Origin of the sequence: Limnohabitans lacus, assembly GCF_030053395.1 — a bacterium.
In the GTDB taxonomy this organism is placed as follows: domain Bacteria; phylum Pseudomonadota; class Gammaproteobacteria; order Burkholderiales; family Burkholderiaceae_C; genus Limnohabitans_A; species Limnohabitans_A lacus.
Genome location: NZ_JASGBH010000002.1, coordinates 200,403 through 217,075 on the forward strand (window position 1 = coordinate 200,403; position 16,673 = coordinate 217,075).

Consider the following 16,673-nt stretch of genomic DNA (forward strand, 5'->3'; position numbering starts at 1 on the left):
CCTTAAATGCGCATGGGCATCACCACATATTTGAAGTTGTCGTTCTCGGGGATCGTGATCAGCGCCGAGCTGTTGCCGTCGGCCAAGTCAATGCGGACCATGTCTTGGGACATGTTGCCGAGCACGTCGATGATGTAGGTCACGTTGAAGCCGATCTCGATGGCGTCACCGCCGTAGTCGATGTCGAGTTCGTCGACGGCCTCTTCTTGTTCGGCGTTGGTGGAGGCCACACGCAAGGTGCCGGGCTCCAGGTTCAGGCGCACGCCTTTGAATTTGTCGCTGGTCAAAATCGCGGTGCGCTGCAAGCACGACAGCAAAGCTTGGCGGCCCAGCGTCAGGTTGTTGCGGTGGCCCTTGGGAATGACGCGGTTGTAGTCGGGGAACTTGCCTTCGACCAGCTTGGTCACGAACTCCATGCCGTCAAAGCTGAACTTGGCTTGGTTGTTGGCGAACTGCATTTCAATCGCGCCGTCGGCGTCCGACAGCAGGCGCTGCATTTCGAGCACAGTCTTGCGCGGCAAGATGACTTCTTGCTTGACGGGCACTTCGACGTCGAGCGTGGCCGAGGTGTAGGCCAGGCGGTGACCGTCGGTGGCGACCAGGCTGAGCTTGTTGCCTTCGGCCACAAACAAGATGCCGTTGAGGTAGTAACGGATGTCGTGCACGGCCATGGCAAACGAGACCTGACCGAGCAATTGCTTGAGGGTCTTTTGCGGCACGCTGAACACGGGTCCAAAGCTGGCGGCTTCTTGCACCAGCGGAAAGTCTTCGGCGGGCAGGGTCTGCAGGGTGAATTTGGATTTGCCACCCTTCAAGATCAGCTTGGCCTGCGACGATTCGAGGCTGACGGTCTGGTCTGAAGGCATGGTGCGCAGGATGTCGATCAGCTTGCGGGCGCCCACGGTGGTGGTGAAGTCGCCGGGGTCGCCGTCCATCTCGGCGGTGGTGCGGATCTGGATTTCAAGGTCGCTGGTGGTCAGCTGCACGGCATGGCCGGTTTTGCGGATCAGCACGTTGGCCAGCACCGGCAAGGTGTGACGGCGTTCCACAATGCCGGACACGGATTGCAGAACCGACAGCAATTTGTCTTGGGTGGCCTTGAGGACGATCATTTGTCTACCTTTGGTGGTTTTTCAGGCGTCGGGCCCGGCTGGGCGACGGTTTTCAGATACAAGCGACATTTTCGCCGTTTTTTGGGTCATTTGCCCCGCCAAAGTGGCCTTGAGGCCATTCTTTTGCTGGGGTGCCTGGGTGCTCATGTGGCTCAGCCTTTGAGGGTCTGTTCCAGCACGTGCAGTTGCTGGTTCAGCTCGGTCAGTTGCTGGCGCTCGGCATTGATTTTGCGGACGGCGTGCAGCACCGTGGTGTGGTCGCGGCCGCCAAACAGCTCGCCAATCTCGGGCAGGCTCTTTTGCGTCAGCTCTTTGGCCAGGTACATGGCAATCTGGCGCGGGCGGGCAATGCTGGCCGGGCGCTTTTTGCTGTACATGTCCGCGACCTTGATCTTGTAGTAATCGGCCACGGTTTTTTGGATGTTTTCCACACTGATTTGGCGGTTTTGGATCGACAGCAGATCGCGCAAGGCGTCGCGGGCCAGCTGGATGGAGATGTCTTTCTGGTTGAAACGCGAATACGCCAAAATTTTGCGCAAAGCGCCTTCGAGCTCACGCACGTTGGAGCGCACGTTTTTGGCCACAAAAAACGCCACCTCTTCGGGCATTTCGCTGCCTTCGCTGATGGCTTTGTTGATCAAGATCGCCACGCGCATTTCCAGCTCGGGCGGCTCGATCGCCACCGTGAGGCCGGAGTCAAAACGCGACACCAAGCGCTCGTGGATGTCGGCCAGGCCCTTGGGGTAGGTGTCGCTGGTCATCACGATGTGGGACTTTTTGGCCAACAAGGCCTCAAAAGCGTTGAAGAATTCCTCTTGCGTGCGGTCCTTGTTGGCAAAGAACTGCACATCGTCGATCAAGAGCAGATCGAGCGAGTGGTAGTGGTGCTTGAATTCGTCAAAAGTCTTGCGCTGGTAGGCCTTAACCACATCCGAGACGAACTGTTCGGCATGGATGTAGAGAACCTTGGCTTCTGGGCGGTCGGCCAGCAGTTTGTTGCCAATGGCGTGCATCAGGTGGGTCTTGCCCAGACCGACGCCGCCATAGATGAACAAGGGGTTGTACAGGTGCCCGGGCTGGCCGGCCACGTGCATGGCCGCAGCACGCGCCATGCGGTTGGCCGTGCCCTCGACCAAGGTGTCAAAGGTCAGGGCCGAATTGAGGCGACTGCGGAAGGTGTTGGCCACCGGTTCGTCGGCGACCTCCAGCACTTCAGGGGCGTTCTCCATCGACGATGGCGTGGACTGACGCACAGGCCTGACGCCAGCCTCACGAGGAGTGATCGCTAACTCTATTTGGACCGGATGGCCTTGCAGGTTCTCCAGAAGTGCCGACAAGCGGCCGGCGTATTGGGCGCGGATCCAGTCGAGTTTGAAGCGGTTGGCCACGAACAAGGTGACGCGTTGCTGGTCTTCAGAGACCTGGGCGGTGAGCGGTTTGATCCAGGTGTTGAACTGCTGCTCGGGCAGCTCGCGGGACAGTTCGTCCACGCAGGTCTGCCACAGCGCTTGGCCTGCATCCATCTGAAATTCTGGGGAGGATCCCTCGGACATGTTGTATTTGTTTTTGTGGATAGAGAAGAAGAAAAACGGCAGGACAGCTGACTTTATCAAGAGCTTATCCACAATCGCAAAAGCAACTGGAAGGGCATCATAAACCACATCCACAAGATTTGGATGCGGGTCATCCCGAAAGCTTAAAAGCATTCAAATTTGCGGTGGGCCGGAAAGTTTGCGATAATCTTGGGTTTCGCCCAACGCAGCCATATGGCTCTGGGCTCAAAGGAAGAGTTATGAAACGCACCTACCAACCATCCAAAACACGTCGCGCCCGTACCCACGGCTTTCTGGTTCGCATGAAAACCCGTGGCGGCCGTGCTGTGATCAACGCACGCCGCGCCAAGGGCCGCAAGCGTCTGGCTGTCTAATGTCCATCCGGCCGTCGGGCGGTGGCTATGGGCCACGGCTGGCGGTTCATGCCGGGGCCTGGTCATCGTGCAGCGTCTAAAAACACGCCCACAATTTCAGGCCACCCTGGCTGGTGGCACCGTCTCGCGCACGGCGCATTTTGCTTTGCACCGCTTGAGCTTGACAGCACCGACACCCCCTTTGGCACAAGCCGATTCAATCGGGCCTGCACCTTCACCGGAGCAGGCCCTTTTTGACTTGCCTGATGTCTGGATGGGGGCCATGGTGCCCAAGCGCTGGGCGCGCCGAGCCGTCACGCGCAACACCATCAAGCGCCAGATCTACACCGTGAGCCAAGCTTTTGCAGCCCGTTTGCCCCTGGCCGCCCATGTGGTGCGGCTGCGCACGGGTTTTGACCGCAAACAATTCATCAGCGCGACATCTGACCACCTCAAACTGGCGGTTCGGCTGGAGCTGGAGCAATTGTTTGAACGAGCCAGCCGCCCGGAGGTGGTGGCATGATTCGGCAGTTGCTCATGGGTGTGGTTCGCGGCTACCGCCTGTTCCTGAGCCCTTGGCTCGGGTCGGCTTGCCGCTTTGAGCCCACCTGCTCGGTGTATGCCTTGCAAGCGCTGGAGCGCCATGGCGCCGCCGCTGGCAGTTACATGACCGTTCACCGCCTGATGCGTTGCCACCCTTGGTGCGCTGGTGGCAGCGACCCCATTCCCGAACAGGCGCCTCGCTTGTTCACGGCTTTGTTTTCCCCTACTTCGTCAAAGAAGACCTCATGAACGATATCCGTCGCACCATCCTCTGGGTGATTTTTGGCTTCTCCATGGTCCTGCTGTGGGACGCGTGGCAGGTCCATAACGGCCAAAAAGCCACTTTCTTCCCCAAGCCCGCGGCAAGCCCTGTCGCTGCAGCCCCCGCCAGCACGGCCAGTGGCGTGCCGACCGCATCGGCCCCCGTGGCGACCGCTGCCGCTGCAGCCACTCCTGGCCAAGTGCCTGCAGGCGCAGCCGCCGCCAGTGCCAGCGAGCAAATCGAGGTCAGCACCGACGTGCTCAAGCTGCGCTTTGACACCGAAGGCGGCACGCTCACACGCGCCGAGTTCACCCAGCACAAGGACATGGTCGATTCGAAATTGCCCTTTGTTTTGCTGGACCAAAGCCCTGTTCGCGTCTACACCGCTCAAACCGGCCTGATCGGCGGCAACTTCCCGACGCACAAGAGCGCCATGCGCTTTGCGGGTGAGAAAAGCCTGAAAGATGGCCAGAACGAAGTGACCGTGCGCTTCGAGTCCGACGTGCAAAACGGCGTGAAGCTGGTCAAGACCTACAGCCTGCAGCGCGGCAGCTATGCCATCGGCGTCAAGCACGAAGTGATCAACACCGGCACGGCCGCTGTGTCGCCTCAGCTTTACCTGCAATTGGTGCGTGACGGCAACAAGCCTGCTGGCGAGTCTTCGTTCTACTCGACCTTCACAGGCCCGGCCATTTACACCGATGCCAAGAAGTACAACAAGGTCGAGTTCAGCGACATCGAAAAGAACAAGGCCGAGATCGACAAGACCTCGCCCAACGGCTACGTGGCCATGGTGCAGCATTACTTCGCTTCGGCCTGGTTGCTCGGTGATGGCATCAACCGCGAAAACTTCGTGCGCAAGGTGGACAACAACCTGTACGCCGTCGGCATGATCACGCCTGTGGCCGATGTGGCCCCCGGTCAGTCCAAAACCGTGAGCTCGCAACTGTTTGTGGGTCCTCAAGAAGAAAAAGTCCTCGAAGCTTTGGCGCCTGGGCTGGACCTCTTGAAGGATTACGGCTGGTTGGCCATGTTGTCCAAGCCTTTGTACTGGCTGCTGGACAAGCTGTTTGGCATCCTCCAAAACTGGGGCTGGTCGATTGTGGCCTTGGTGCTGCTGCTCAAGATTGCTTTTTATTGGCTCAACGCCAAGGCCTACTCCAGCATGGCCAAGATGAAAGCCATCAACCCCAAGATCATGGAAATGCGCGAACGCCTCAAAGGCGATCCGCAAAAAATGCAACAAGAGATGATGCGCATCTACCGCGAGGAAAAGGTCAACCCCATGGGTGGCTGCTTCCCGATCATGATCCAGATCCCGGTGTTCATCGCTTTGTACTGGGTGCTCTTGTCCACCGTCGAGATGCGCAATGCACCTTGGACGCTCTGGATCCACGACTTGTCGGCACCCGATCCCTTCTTCATCTTGCCTTTGGTGATGACGTTGACCACCTTGCTGCAAACAGCGCTCAACCCCGCGCCACCAGACCCCATGCAAGCGAAAATGATGTGGATCATGCCGCTGGTGTTCAGCGTGATGTTCTTCTTCTTCCCGTCCGGTCTGGTGCTGTACTGGATCACCAACAACGTGCTTTCGATTGCACAGCAGTGGATCATCAACACCCGCATGGGCGTGCCACCGCAGTTCAATCTGCCCAAGTTCAAGTAAGCAGCGTATATGCTGATGGGGCCGCGCAAGCGGCCCTTTTTGTTTGAGGAACCGCCATGCTTGCCCGCCATCAAGAACCCATCGTCGCCATTGCCACCGCCCCCGGCAGAGGGGCCGTGGGCATCGTGCGCGTGTCGGGCCGCAACTTGTCCTCCCTCATTCAGGCCCTGTGCGGGCGCAGCCTCAAACCCCGCGAAGCCACCTACCTGCCCTTTGCCGATGCCGATGGCAGCCCGATCGACCATGGCCTGGCGCTGCACTTTGTGGCGCCGCACTCCTTCACCGGCGAAGACGTGCTGGAGCTGCAGGCCCATGGTGGGCCGGTGGTGTTGCAGCTCTTGGTGGCGCGTTGCCTGCAAGCCGCGGCCGAAACCGACCCGGCCACCGGCCAGCCACGCCTGACCAGTTTGCGCGTGGCGCAACCCGGTGAGTTTTCCGAGCGGGCCTTTTTGAACGACAAGATCGACTTGGCCCAGGCCGAGGCCATTGCCGACCTGATCGACGCCAGCACCGAAGCCGCAGCCCGCAGCGCCAGCCGATCCTTGGCGGGCGACTTTTCCAAAGAGATCCACCAGCTGCGCGATGCGCTGATCCACCTGCGCATGCTGGTGGAGGCCACGCTGGACTTTCCGGAAGAAGAAATCGACTTCTTGCAAAAGGCCGATGCACAGGGACAATTGACGCGATTGCAAGCCGCTTTGGAAACCGTGCTGGGCCGCGCCAAACAAGGTGCGCTGCTGCGCGAGGGCATCAAGGTGGTGATCGCGGGCCAGCCCAATGCGGGCAAGAGTTCGCTGCTCAACGCCTTGGCGGGGGCTGAACTGGCCATCGTCACACCCATTGCCGGCACCACCCGCGATGTGGTGCAGCAAACCATTCAGATCGAAGGCGTGCCGCTGCATGTGATCGACACCGCCGGCTTGCGCGAAGGCGAGGGCGTGGACGAGGTCGAGCAAATCGGCATTGCCCGCGCCTGGGGACAGATTGAAAACGCCGATGCGGTGCTGTTCTTGCACGACCTGACCCGTGTGGGCCAGGCCGACTATGACCGCGCCGATGCCGACATCGCCACCGGCCTGCAAAGCCGCTTGCCTGCGGGTGTGGCGGTGATCGATGTGTGGAACAAGGCCGATGCCGCCAGCGCCTTGAGCGATCGCTCGGGCCTGACCCTGTCGGCCCGCACTGGCGAAGGCCTGCAGGCGCTGCGCCAGCAACTGCTGCAACAAGCGGGCTGGCAACAAGCCAGCGAAGGCCTGTTCATTGCGCGCGAACGCCATGTGCAGGCCCTGCACCGGGTGCGAGAGCACTTGGAGATCGCCGATGCCCACTTGGCCGCACAGGCACAAAACCTGGACCTGCTGGCCGAAGAGCTGCGCTTGGGCCAAAACGCTCTGAACGAGATCACCGGCGAGTTCAGCGCCGACGATTTGCTGGGTGTGATCTTTTCGAGTTTTTGCATCGGCAAATAAGCCCGTTCCTGCGCTTGCCCCGCTTATCGCGCAAGGCCCGCAAGCACCTCACTTCATCAAAAACGCTGACCCCAATGCCAATGCATCAGGGTTTGCGTGAATGCGCACCATTTCTTTTTTATGCACAATTTTCAAATCATGCAAAATTCAGCATCCAACGCCACTTTGTCAGAACAAGCCTTTCAGGTCTTGCGCGGCGATGTTTTGTCGGGTCGCCATGCGCCAGAAAGCAAGCTCAAGGTGGATGCTTTGCAGCAGATGTATGGTTTTTCCAGCAGCCCGCTGCGCGAGGCCCTCAACCGCCTGGTGCAAGAAGGCCTGGTCAAAGCGGACGAACGCCGAGGCTTTCGGGTCACGCCCATCTCGCCAACAGATCTGGCCGACATCACCAAAATGCGTTTGATGCTGGACATCCCGGCCTTGCAAGAATCCATCGCTGCGGGCGATGACGCTTGGGAAGCTCAGATCGTGGCCGCCTTCCACCGCCTCGAAAAGATCGAGTCCCGTCTGCCCCAGGGCCCCGTGGTGCTGGACGCCGAATGGAGCCAGCGCCACCGCGACTTTCACATGGCCATGATTGCGGCTTGCCCTTCGGAGCGTCAACTGCTCTGGAGCATGAGCCTGTTCGACCAGGCCGAGCGCTACCGTCACTTTGCGGCGCGCCACCGCACCGTCTCGAAAAAGAAAGACGAAGAACACCGCACCTTGATGAAAGCGGTGCTCCGGCGTGACGGCGCGACCGCCACCGCCATGTTGTCCGAGCACATCTGCAGCACACAGACCAATGTGATGGCGGCCTTCGCTTTGCAAGAAAAGCAGCGCCGCTGATCTGCACAAAAACCAATCCCAGGAGACCCCCATGCTGAAAGTCAGTCAACCCACGCCCTCGCATTTCGGCATCTACGTGACCGATGTCGAGAAGATGGTGCACTTCTACAAAACCGTTTTCGGTCTGGTCGAGACCGACCGGGGTGTGGGCAAGACCTTCAAGGCGCCCTTGGTGTTTCTGAGCTCCAGCCCGCACCAGCACCATCAACTGGTGATCGCGGGTGGCCGCCCCGCCGAGGCGACTTTCAGCACGGTGATGCAGCTGTCGTTTGCGGTGCCCTCCATCCAGTCTTTGCGCGACTTGAAAGACCAAGCCGTGGCCCTGGGTGCCAGCAAAGTGCTGCCCTTGAACCACGGCAATGCCTTGTCGGTGTATTTCGCCGACCCGGAGGGCAACACGATCGAGATCTACATCGACATGCCTTTCTACATTTCGCAGCCGCACGGCGATCCACTCGACTTGAGCCAAGACGACGAGACCATCTTGCGCGAGACCGAAGCCATCTGCAGACAAGATCCGAGCTTCATGCCGATCGAACAATGGCAAGCGAAATTCGCCAACGCTCACTGAACTCTTCACCCATCAAGGAACACCCATGAAATTGCTTTCTTTCATCCACCAAGGCCGTGAAACCTGGGGCGCACTCGTCGGCGCAGACGCCATCGTTGACCTGGGCAAAGCGCTGCCGCAATACGCCACGCTGACGGACTACATCGCTTCGGGCGCCTACCTGAACGCCCAGCAGGATGTGGCCCATAAAACCGCCGATGTGAAACTGGCCGACATCACCTTCTTGCCGGTGATTCCCAAGCCCGAAAAAATCGTCTGCGCCGTGCGCAACTACATGGACCACCACCAAGAAGTGCTGGCCGCCGGCATGCACCGCGAGCTGTCTGAAGAGCCGCCCATCTTCTTGCGGGTGTGGCGCTCGCAAGTGGCGCACGGCCAGCCCATCATTTGCCCCAAAGTGTCGGGCTCGCTCGACTGGGAAGGCGAGTTGGCCGTGATCATCGGCAAGGAAGGCCGCAACATCGCCGAGGCCGATGCTTTTGACCACGTGGCGGGCTACTCCTGCTACAACGACGGCAGCATCCGCGAGTGGCAATTCCACGCCAAGCAAATTGCCTCGGGCAAGAACTTTGAATCCACCGGCGGCTTTGGCCCCTGGATGGTCACCGCCGACGAAATCGCCCCCAACCAGCAGCTCAAGCTGGTCACGCGCCTGAACGGCGAAGTGGTGCAGTCGAGTCACACCGGCCACATGATCTTCTCGATCGCCAAGCTCATCAGCTACGCCTCCACCATCTTCACGCTGGTGCCCGGCGACGTGATCGCCACCGGCACGCCAGCGGGTGTGGGCTGGAGCCGCAAGCCGGCCTGGTTCATGAAGCCCGGCGATGTGTGCGAGGTCGAGATCGAGGGCATCGGCACCTTGGTCAACCCGATCGCAGCCCAAGCCTGAACATGAAAGCCATCCAAGTCCAGGTGCCCGGCGGGCCCGAGCGCTTGCTGTGGGTGGATCTGCCCGATCCGCTGCCTGGCCCTGGACAGGTGCGCGTGAAGGCCCAAGCGATTGGCGTGGGCCGCCCGGATGTGTTGATCCGCCAAGGCACCTACAAATGGATGCCGCCACTGCCCGCCATTCCCGGCGCGGAATTGGCCGGTGTGGTCGATGCCATTGGCGAAGGGGTGACGCAGTGGCACATCGGCGATCGCGTGTTGGTGAGCGCCCGTGAGCTGGCGCAGCGCGGCGGCTGTTATGCCGAGGCCATCGTGGTGCCGCAAGACGCACCTTACCGCTTGCCCTCCAGTGTGGCCTTTGAAGATGCCGTCAGCCTGCCCAACTTGCAACTGGCTTTGGCCCTCTTGCGTGTGGCCGGGCCCATGCACCGTGCACAACCGCAGGTGCTGATCACCGGCGCCTCGGGTGGCGTGGCGGGCATGTTGTGTCAGGCCGCGAAAAGCCGGGGCTACAAAACCATCGGCACCAGCCGAACCCCGGGCAAATGCCAAGACGCCCTGCAGCACGGTTTTGACCATGTGGTGTGCACCGAGCAAGGCGAGCTGAAAGCGCAGGTTCAAGCGATCACACAAGGCCGTGGCTTGGATGTGGTGTTCGACCACCTGGGTGGGCAAAGCCTGATCGATGGTTTGCACGGCCTGGCGCCGCTGGGCACGCTGGTGTCCTACAACATTGTTCAGGGCCTGCCCACACAAGATGTGTTTCAGGTGCTGCGCCATTTCTTGGGCAAGAGCCTGGCTGTGCGCTGCTTTTCAATGCACACCTTTGACGAAGACCCCGAGGCCAGACGCGCATTGATGCAAGAGGCCATGGACTTGATGGCCAACGCGCAAGTGAAGGCCCCCGAACACCGGATTTTCAAACTCAGCGAGGTTCGCCAAACGCACGAGTTGCTCGATCAGGGCATGGTCAGCGGCAAGCTGGTCATGCAGCCATGAAGTTCCCCCCTGCAAGCGTCCGCAGAGAAGCTGCAGGGTTTATCCATCAGGAGACAAAAATGATTCGCAGACAATTACTCATCGCACTGAGCGCCACATCGCTGGCCATGCCCATGGCTGTTCTGGCCCAAACCTATCCAGAGCGTCCCATCAAAATTCTTCAGGGCTTTGCACCCGGCGGCAATGCGGACGCCATTGCACGGTCCGTGAGCCAGGAAATGAGCAAGGGCTTGGGACAATCCATGGTGGTCGAGGCACAGGCCGGTGCCGGGGGCACCATTGCAGCCACCACCGTGTCCAAGGCCAGACCCGATGGCTACACGCTGCTCTTGGCCACGGGCGGTCATGCGGTTGCTGGGGCCCTGTACAACAACTTGGCCTACCGCACAGTGCAAGACTTTGAGATGGTCAGCACCATCACGTATTTCCCATTTCTGGTGGTGGTGCCTGCGAACAGCAAGTATGCCAATTTGACGGCTTTGTTGGCCGCCGCCAAAGCCAACCCCACAGAAATCAGTTACGGCACGGCGGGCATTGGCTCGACCCATCACCTGGCCGGTGAACTGTTGGCCAGCATGTCCAAAACCCAATTGCTGCATGTCCCCTTCAGGGGTGACTCGGCATCGCTGACGGCATTGCTCAGTGGCGAAATCCCCATGATCATTGCACCACCCACCGCGGTGATGGCCAACATCAAAGGCGGCAAGCTGCGGGCCATTGCCACCACGGGCCCCCAAAGGTGGCAAGGCCTGCCGGATGTGCCCACGGTCACTGAACAGGGCGTGACCGGCTACGACGTGCAGTCCTGGGCTGGCTTGATGGCGCCTGCGAGCACGCCCCGTGCCGTGATCGACCGCCTGAATGCCGAACTGCAAAAAGCGATCGTGGTGCCCGCGGTCAAATCGCGTCTGGAAGACATGGGTGGCGAAGTGCGTGGCAGCACCCCCGAGGAGATGCGCTCCTTGGTGGCAAGTCAAACCCAGAAATGGATCCAGGTCGTCAACGACGCCAAAATTCCCAAACAATAAAGCCCACTGAAACAAGGACCTCTGATGTCATTGATTGAAATTCGCAAACGCAGCCTGACGATCGAAACCATCTACCACGATGGCGGTCCGGTCACGGACACGCCGCTGAAACTGGCCGCCGCGTGCGCGGTGATCAAGAACCCTTATGCCGGGCGCTACGAGCCTGACCTGATGCCCTTCATGGCGGAACTGCGGTCGCTTGGCACCGTGCTGGCGCAAGAGCTGGTGGACACGCTGGGCAAAGACAACATCGAGGTGTACAGCAAAGCGGCCATCGTGGGCGTGAACGGCGAGATGGAGCACGGCGCGGTGTGGCACGAAGCGGGCGGCTGGGCCATGCGCACCTTGCTGGGGGATCCCAAAGCCATCGTGCCTGCAGCCAAAGCCGTGGCCAGTGCCGGTTACCGCTTGATGGTGCCGCTGCATTACATCCATGCGGCCTATGTGCGCAGCCATTTCAACAGCATGGAAGTGGGCATTCAAGATGCGCCACGCCCCAACGAAATTTTGTTCGCCTTGGTGATGGGCACAGGGGGCCGTGTGCACTCGCGCTTGGGTGGCTTGACCAAAGACAAAGTCTCGGTGCACGACGGCCAACGCTAAAGCGCCGTCGCCGGGCCAAGCGCCTGGCCGCACGCACTGGTCACGTCAGTGACTGATTGGGCAAAGGTTTCATCTCAAGATGATTCCTTTGCCTTTTTGCATTGCCCACCATGGTCACAGACGCCCAACCCGCGCTCAGCCCCGAGCAAGACGCTTTTCTGCGCGGCCGATCCGATGGGGTGGGCGCCTATCTGGTGCTGCACGCCTGGGGCGTCATCGCACTGGCCATGGCGTTTTTCATCGCCTGGCCCAACCCCTTGAGCTTCGTCGTGGCCGTGATCGTCATCGGCGGCAGGCAACTGGGCTTGGCGATCTTGATGCACGACGCCGCGCACCGCGCCCTGTTCAAGACGACGTGGCTCAACGACACGCTGGGCGCATTTTTGTGCGGCTGGCCGGTGGGTGCGAGCTTGACGCTTTACCGGCCCTACCACCTGAGCCACCACCGACACACCCAACAAAAAGAAGACCCCGACCTGATCCTGTCAGCACCGTTTCCGATCAGCCAAGCCAGCTTCTGGCGCAAAATGCGTCGCGACATTTTGGGCGTCACCGGATACCAGCGGCGCATGGAATTTTTCCGCATGGAGATGGGTGATGACCCCAGCCGCGCCAAGCGCTGGCTGAACCTTTGGCGTGCCGAAAAGTATTTCGCCTTGAGCAATCTGGCCATCTTGCTGGTGTGCGCCGCTGCCGGTGTGTGGTGGGCCTACTTTGCGCTGTGGCTCTTGCCTTTGCTGACTTGGTACCAGGTGATCAGCCGCATCCGCAACATCGCCGAACACGCGGTGGTGGGCGACAACGATGACCGCTTGCGCAACACCCGCACCACCCTGACGAACTGGGGCATGCGCATGGTGCTGGCGCCGTATTGGGTCAACTACCACCTGGAGCACCACCTGTTTGTCTTCACGCCTTGCTGGAAGTTGCCCGCCGCCCACCGCATGCTGATCGCGCAAGGCTTTGGCCCGCGCATGGAGCTGACGCAGGGCTACCGGCAAGTGCTGCGCAAGGCCATCTCCAATCCGCACGACGATCCCGATCACGGCAAACCCGCCGATCAGCGCAAAAGCGCAGCCCTCATCTGACTTTCACACTTCAAGGATTGAACATGGCACATCGCCTTGACCAACAAGTGGCCATCATCACCGGTGCCAGCCGAGGCATCGGGCGCGCCATCGCTGAGGCCTACGCCGCCGAAGGTGCCAGCCTGTGCCTGGTGGCCACCGACACCGCACGCTTGAGCGAAGTCAAAGACGCACTGGGCCTGCCGGCCGAGCGGATCATGACCGTGGGCCTGAACGTGACCGACCGCGATGCCTGCTTTGCTGCGGTGGAACAGGTCGAGCAACGCTTTGGCCGTGTGGATGTGCTGATCAACAACGCCGGGGTGTACCGCGCCAAGCCCTTCATGGACTATGTGCCACAAGACTTTCAGGACATGCTCGATGTGAACCTGTTCGGTGTGCTGCACTTCACACAGGCGTGCTTGCCAGGCATGCAGGCGCGCCAGCATGGCCGCATCATCAACATGGCGTCTACCGCCGGCAAATGGGGCTCGCGCAACCAAAGCGCCTACAACGTGAGCAAGCATGCGGTGGTGGGTCTGACGCGTTGCCTGGCACTCGAGGCCAGTCCCTACAAGGTGACTGTGAACGCGATTTGCCCGGGCTTCATCCAGACCGACATGGTCGAAGAGCTCAAGGCGCAGGTGGCCAAGAGCTCGGGCATCAGTGGCGAAGACATGGTCAAAGCCGCACTGGCACGGGTGCCGCTGGGCCGTGTGCTGGACCCGGACGAGATCGCTTCTTTGGCGGTGTATCTGGGCTCGGCCGAATCTCGCGGCATGACGGGTCAGTCGATTCACCTCGATGGCGGCATGGTCTTGAGTTGAGCTTTTTTCAACGCGTTTGTGAATCGCACAGAACGCTCAGACACGTGTGAGACAAGCGTTCGGGATAACCACTACAGCCCTGCGACAACGATGAACCCAGAATGAGACAACCTTGCAGCAACCTTGCATGCACAGGCCTTCACAGGAACCTTGTTCACAAGCCATGTCCAAAGATTTCATTCTCGAAACCCGTGAGCTCGTCAAAGAGTTCAAGGGCTTTGTCGCCGTCAACGGCGTCAACCTGGGGGTCCAGCGTGGGCAGATCCATGCCTTGATCGGCCCCAACGGTGCAGGCAAAACCACGGTGTTCAACCTGTTGACGAAATTTCTGATCCCCACCAAGGGCCAGATTGTGTTCAACGGCAACGACATCACGGCCGAAAAACCCTCGCAGGTGGCGCGGCGCGGCATTGTGCGGTCTTTCCAAATTTCGGCCACCTTCCCGAACCTCACGGTCATGGAAAACGTGCGCATCGGTTTGCAACGGGCCACCGGCACTTCGATGCACTTTTGGCGCTCCGAACGCAGCCTGAACCAGCTCAACGACAAGGCCATGGACCTGCTTGACCAGGTCGATCTGGGCAGCATGGCCGACCTGACCGCGGTGGAGCTGCCTTATGGCCGCAAGCGCGCTTTGGAAATTGCCACCACCTTGGCCATGGACCCCGAGTTGATGCTGCTCGACGAGCCCACCCAGGGCATGGGCCACGAAGACGTGGACCGCGTGACGCAGTTGATCAAAAAAGTGGGTGCCAACCGCACCATCTTGATGGTGGAGCACAACATGAATGTGGTGTCCAAAATTGCAGACACCATCAGTGTTTTGCAGCGCGGACAAGTGATTGCAGAAGGACCTTACGCCGTGGTGTCGCAAAACCCCCAAGTGCTCGAAGCCTACATGGGCACCACCGACAACCAGCTGGAGGGGGCCCATGGCTGAATCCAAAGAATTCCTGCGCATCAGCAACCTGCAAGCTTGGTACGGCGAGTCGCACATCCTGCACGGGGTGGACCTGACGGTGAACGAAGGCGAAGTGGTGACCTTGCTGGGCCGCAACGGCGCAGGGCGCACCACCACGGTCAAATCCATTTTGGGCTTGGTGGGCCGTCGCACCGGCTCCATCACCATCAAGGGTCAAGAGACCGTGAACTGGGCGCCGCACCAGATTGCCAAACTCGGACTGGGTTATTGCCCTGAAGAGCGCGGCATTTTCTCGGCATTGACCTGCGAAGAAAACCTGTTGCTGCCGCCCGTGATTGCCCCCAACGGCATGTCGGTGGAAGAAATCTACGAGATGTTCCCCAACCTGCTGGAGCGTCGCAACAGCCCCGGCACCCGCCTGTCGGGCGGTGAGCAGCAAATGCTGGCCGTGGGCCGCATCTTGCGCACGGGCGCACGCTTTTTGTTGCTGGACGAAATTTCCGAAGGCTTGGCCCCTGTCATCGTGCAAGCCTTGGCGCGCATGATTTTGGCCCTCAAGGCCAAGGGCTTCACCATCATCATGGTGGAGCAAAACTTCCGGTTTGCCGCGCCGCTGGCCGACCGGTTCTATGTGATGGAGCATGGCCAGATGGTGGAGAACTTCAGCGCGCAAGAGCTGTCCTCCAAGATGGGCATGTTGAACGAGTACCTGGGTGTCTGATTTTTTTCTAACTGGAGACAACACGATGAAACGCAAACTTCTTTCCCTGGCCGCCATGGCCGCTTGCGCCTTTGCCGGCGGTGCACAAGCCCAAATCTCTGACGGCATCGTCAAGATCGGCGTGCTCAACGACATGTCGGGCCTGTACTCCGACATCACCGGCCCCGGCTCGGTGGTCGCGGCCAAGATGGCCGTTGAGGACTACATCAAGTCCACCAAGAGCACGCTCAAAGTGGAAGTCGTGGGCGCTGACCACCAAAACAAACCCGACGTGGGCTCCAACGTGGCCCGCCAGTGGTATGACACCGACAAGGTGGACATGATCGCCGACGTGCCCACATCGTCGGTGGGTTTGGCCATCGCCAAAATTTCCAGCGACAAGGGCAAACTGCACGTCAACTCGGGCTCGGCCACGGCTGACCTGAGCGGCAAGGCTTGCAACGCCAACACCATCCACTGGGTCTATGACACCTGGATGCTGGCCAACGGCACGGGCAAAGCCATTGTCAAAAGCGGTGGTGATTCTTGGTTCTTCCTGACCGCTGACTACGCTTTCGGTCACGCCCTGGAGCGCGACACCGAAGCCGTGGTGCTCAAAAACGGCGGCAAAGTGGTGGGCAAAGTCCGCACGCCATTCCCCACACAAGACTTCTCGTCTTTCTTGTTGCAAGCTCAAGCCTCCAAAGCCAAGATCATTGGCCTGGCCAACGCCGGTGGCGACACCACCAACTCGATCAAGCAAGCGGCTGAATTTGGCATCACCAAAGGTGGCCAGAACCTGGCCGGCATGTTGGTGTTCTTGCCTGACGTGCACTCCTTGGGCTTGAACATCGCACAAGGCCTGATGCTCACCGAAACTTTCTACTGGGATCTGAACGACAACACCCGCGCATTCAGCAAGCGTTTCGCGGCATTGAACGGTGGCAAGAACCCATCAATGGTGCAAGCCGGTGTTTACTCCAGCGTGATCCACTACCTGAAAGCCGTGGATGCCGCAAAGACCGACGACGGCACCAAGGTCGCCGCCAAGATGAAAGAGCTGCCCACTGACGATCCATTGTTCGGCAAAGGCAGCGTCCGTGCAGACGGTCGCAAGATCCATCCTGCCTACCTGTTCCAAGTCAAGAAGCCTGCAGAGTCCAAGGGCCCTTACGACTACTACAAGCTGGTGGCCACCATTCCGGCCAACGAAGCTTTCCGCCCACTGTCCGAGAGCGATTGCCCTCTGGTCAAGAAGTAATCAGCAACCTGTTCA

The 16,673-nt window shown here is 60.0% G+C and carries 18 protein-coding genes; 16 read left to right on the forward strand and 2 right to left on the reverse strand.

The window, feature by feature from the left end; translation table 11 throughout:
• Window positions 1-2 precede the first annotated feature (2 nt).
• Together dnaN and dnaA are read right to left on the reverse strand one after the other, a co-directional pair.
• Window positions 3-1,112, reverse strand: coding sequence for a DNA polymerase III subunit beta (gene dnaN, locus QLQ16_RS03525; protein WP_283223304.1), 1,110 nt, complete (start codon window positions 1,110-1,112; stop codon window positions 3-5).
• A 152-nt stretch (window positions 1,113-1,264) separates the two neighbouring features.
• On the reverse strand, window positions 1,265-2,665 hold the full coding sequence (gene dnaA, locus QLQ16_RS03530; RefSeq protein WP_283223305.1) for a chromosomal replication initiator protein DnaA: 1,401 nt from the start codon (window positions 2,663-2,665) through the stop codon (window positions 1,265-1,267).
• A gap of 239 nt (window positions 2,666-2,904) precedes the next feature.
• Here dnaA and rpmH point away from each other — a divergent pair, with 239 nt between their 5' ends.
• The 16 genes from rpmH (at window position 2,905) to QLQ16_RS03610 (ending at window position 16,658) form a co-directional block, all read left to right on the forward strand.
• A complete protein-coding gene (rpmH, locus tag QLQ16_RS03535) occupies window positions 2,905-3,039 on the forward strand; it encodes a 50S ribosomal protein L34 (protein ID WP_005798102.1) in 135 nt (44 codons plus the stop codon).
• Between the two features lie 67 nt (window positions 3,040-3,106).
• A complete protein-coding gene (locus QLQ16_RS03540; protein WP_283223306.1) occupies window positions 3,107-3,541 on the forward strand; it encodes a ribonuclease P protein component in 435 nt (144 codons plus the stop codon).
• Window positions 3,538-3,810 carry a membrane protein insertion efficiency factor YidD gene (gene yidD, locus QLQ16_RS03545; protein WP_283223307.1) on the forward strand — a complete coding sequence of 91 codons (273 nt, stop codon included), beginning with the start codon at window positions 3,538-3,540 and terminating at the stop codon, window positions 3,808-3,810. The genes QLQ16_RS03540 and yidD overlap by 4 nt, the downstream gene beginning before the upstream one ends.
• Window positions 3,807-5,492, forward strand: coding sequence for a membrane protein insertase YidC (gene yidC / locus QLQ16_RS03550; protein WP_283223308.1), 1,686 nt, complete (start codon window positions 3,807-3,809; stop codon window positions 5,490-5,492). Before yidD ends, yidC begins: the two co-directional genes overlap by 4 nt.
• 56 nt (window positions 5,493-5,548) lie before the next feature.
• Window positions 5,549-6,961, forward strand: a complete 1,413-nt coding sequence (gene mnmE, locus QLQ16_RS03555; RefSeq protein ID WP_283223309.1) for a tRNA uridine-5-carboxymethylaminomethyl(34) synthesis GTPase MnmE — start codon at window positions 5,549-5,551, stop codon at window positions 6,959-6,961.
• A 138-nt stretch (window positions 6,962-7,099) separates the two neighbouring features.
• Window positions 7,100-7,789 carry a GntR family transcriptional regulator gene (locus QLQ16_RS03560; RefSeq protein ID WP_283223310.1) on the forward strand — a complete coding sequence of 230 codons (690 nt, stop codon included), beginning with the start codon at window positions 7,100-7,102 and terminating at the stop codon, window positions 7,787-7,789.
• 31 nt (window positions 7,790-7,820) lie between these two features.
• Window positions 7,821-8,360 carry a VOC family protein gene (locus QLQ16_RS03565; RefSeq protein ID WP_283223311.1) on the forward strand — a complete coding sequence of 180 codons (540 nt, stop codon included), beginning with the start codon at window positions 7,821-7,823 and terminating at the stop codon, window positions 8,358-8,360.
• Window positions 8,361-8,385: 25 nt separating this feature from the next.
• Window positions 8,386-9,252 carry a fumarylacetoacetate hydrolase family protein gene (locus QLQ16_RS03570; protein ID WP_283223312.1) on the forward strand — a complete coding sequence of 289 codons (867 nt, stop codon included), beginning with the start codon at window positions 8,386-8,388 and terminating at the stop codon, window positions 9,250-9,252.
• 2 nt (window positions 9,253-9,254) lie between these two features.
• Window positions 9,255-10,250, forward strand: coding sequence for a zinc-dependent alcohol dehydrogenase family protein (locus tag QLQ16_RS03575; protein WP_283223313.1), 996 nt, complete (start codon window positions 9,255-9,257; stop codon window positions 10,248-10,250).
• 59 nt (window positions 10,251-10,309) lie between these two features.
• Window positions 10,310-11,278, forward strand: a complete 969-nt coding sequence (locus QLQ16_RS03580) for a Bug family tripartite tricarboxylate transporter substrate binding protein (RefSeq protein ID WP_283223314.1) — start codon at window positions 10,310-10,312, stop codon at window positions 11,276-11,278.
• A 24-nt stretch (window positions 11,279-11,302) separates the two neighbouring features.
• A complete protein-coding gene (locus QLQ16_RS03585; RefSeq protein ID WP_283223315.1) occupies window positions 11,303-11,881 on the forward strand; it encodes an amino acid synthesis family protein in 579 nt (192 codons plus the stop codon).
• 110 nt (window positions 11,882-11,991) lie between these two features.
• On the forward strand, window positions 11,992-12,969 hold the full coding sequence (locus QLQ16_RS03590; RefSeq protein ID WP_283223316.1) for a fatty acid desaturase family protein: 978 nt from the start codon (window positions 11,992-11,994) through the stop codon (window positions 12,967-12,969).
• A 23-nt stretch (window positions 12,970-12,992) separates the two neighbouring features.
• Window positions 12,993-13,775 (forward strand): SDR family NAD(P)-dependent oxidoreductase, encoded by a 783-nt coding sequence (locus QLQ16_RS03595; RefSeq protein WP_283223317.1) that lies wholly within the window; start codon window positions 12,993-12,995, stop codon window positions 13,773-13,775.
• A gap of 163 nt (window positions 13,776-13,938) precedes the next feature.
• Window positions 13,939-14,715 carry an ABC transporter ATP-binding protein gene (locus tag QLQ16_RS03600; protein WP_283223318.1) on the forward strand — a complete coding sequence of 259 codons (777 nt, stop codon included), beginning with the start codon at window positions 13,939-13,941 and terminating at the stop codon, window positions 14,713-14,715.
• Entirely contained in the window at window positions 14,708-15,418 is a 711-nt protein-coding gene (locus QLQ16_RS03605) for an ABC transporter ATP-binding protein (protein WP_283223319.1), read from the forward strand. Before QLQ16_RS03600 ends, QLQ16_RS03605 begins: the two co-directional genes overlap by 8 nt.
• A gap of 25 nt (window positions 15,419-15,443) precedes the next feature.
• Window positions 15,444-16,658, forward strand: coding sequence for an ABC transporter substrate-binding protein (locus QLQ16_RS03610; protein ID WP_283223320.1), 1,215 nt, complete (start codon window positions 15,444-15,446; stop codon window positions 16,656-16,658).
• The last annotated feature ends 15 nt before the right edge of the window (window positions 16,659-16,673 follow it).

What these genes read in the sequence shown, in the direction of transcription:
- dnaN (WP_283223304.1), bottom strand. Translation starts at nt 1,112, where the DNA reads ATGATCGTCCTCAAGGCCACCCAAGACAAATTGCTGTCGGTTCTGCAA.
- dnaA (WP_283223305.1), bottom strand. Translation starts at nt 2,665, where the DNA reads ATGTCCGAGGGATCCTCCCCAGAATTTCAGATGGATGCAGGCCAAGCG.
- rpmH (WP_005798102.1), top strand. Translation starts at nt 2,905, where the DNA reads ATGAAACGCACCTACCAACCATCCAAAACACGTCGCGCCCGTACCCAC.
- yidD (WP_283223307.1), top strand. Translation starts at nt 3,538, where the DNA reads ATGATTCGGCAGTTGCTCATGGGTGTGGTTCGCGGCTACCGCCTGTTC.
- yidC (WP_283223308.1), top strand. Translation starts at nt 3,807, where the DNA reads ATGAACGATATCCGTCGCACCATCCTCTGGGTGATTTTTGGCTTCTCC.
- mnmE (WP_283223309.1), top strand. Translation starts at nt 5,549, where the DNA reads ATGCTTGCCCGCCATCAAGAACCCATCGTCGCCATTGCCACCGCCCCC.
- QLQ16_RS03560 (WP_283223310.1), top strand. Translation starts at nt 7,100, where the DNA reads ATGCAAAATTCAGCATCCAACGCCACTTTGTCAGAACAAGCCTTTCAG.
- QLQ16_RS03565 (WP_283223311.1), top strand. Translation starts at nt 7,821, where the DNA reads ATGCTGAAAGTCAGTCAACCCACGCCCTCGCATTTCGGCATCTACGTG.
- QLQ16_RS03570 (WP_283223312.1), top strand. Translation starts at nt 8,386, where the DNA reads ATGAAATTGCTTTCTTTCATCCACCAAGGCCGTGAAACCTGGGGCGCA.
- QLQ16_RS03575 (WP_283223313.1), top strand. Translation starts at nt 9,255, where the DNA reads ATGAAAGCCATCCAAGTCCAGGTGCCCGGCGGGCCCGAGCGCTTGCTG.
- QLQ16_RS03580 (WP_283223314.1), top strand. Translation starts at nt 10,310, where the DNA reads ATGATTCGCAGACAATTACTCATCGCACTGAGCGCCACATCGCTGGCC.
- QLQ16_RS03585 (WP_283223315.1), top strand. Translation starts at nt 11,303, where the DNA reads ATGTCATTGATTGAAATTCGCAAACGCAGCCTGACGATCGAAACCATC.
- QLQ16_RS03590 (WP_283223316.1), top strand. Translation starts at nt 11,992, where the DNA reads ATGGTCACAGACGCCCAACCCGCGCTCAGCCCCGAGCAAGACGCTTTT.
- QLQ16_RS03595 (WP_283223317.1), top strand. Translation starts at nt 12,993, where the DNA reads ATGGCACATCGCCTTGACCAACAAGTGGCCATCATCACCGGTGCCAGC.
- QLQ16_RS03600 (WP_283223318.1), top strand. Translation starts at nt 13,939, where the DNA reads ATGTCCAAAGATTTCATTCTCGAAACCCGTGAGCTCGTCAAAGAGTTC.
- QLQ16_RS03605 (WP_283223319.1), top strand. Translation starts at nt 14,708, where the DNA reads ATGGCTGAATCCAAAGAATTCCTGCGCATCAGCAACCTGCAAGCTTGG.
- QLQ16_RS03610 (WP_283223320.1), top strand. Translation starts at nt 15,444, where the DNA reads ATGAAACGCAAACTTCTTTCCCTGGCCGCCATGGCCGCTTGCGCCTTT.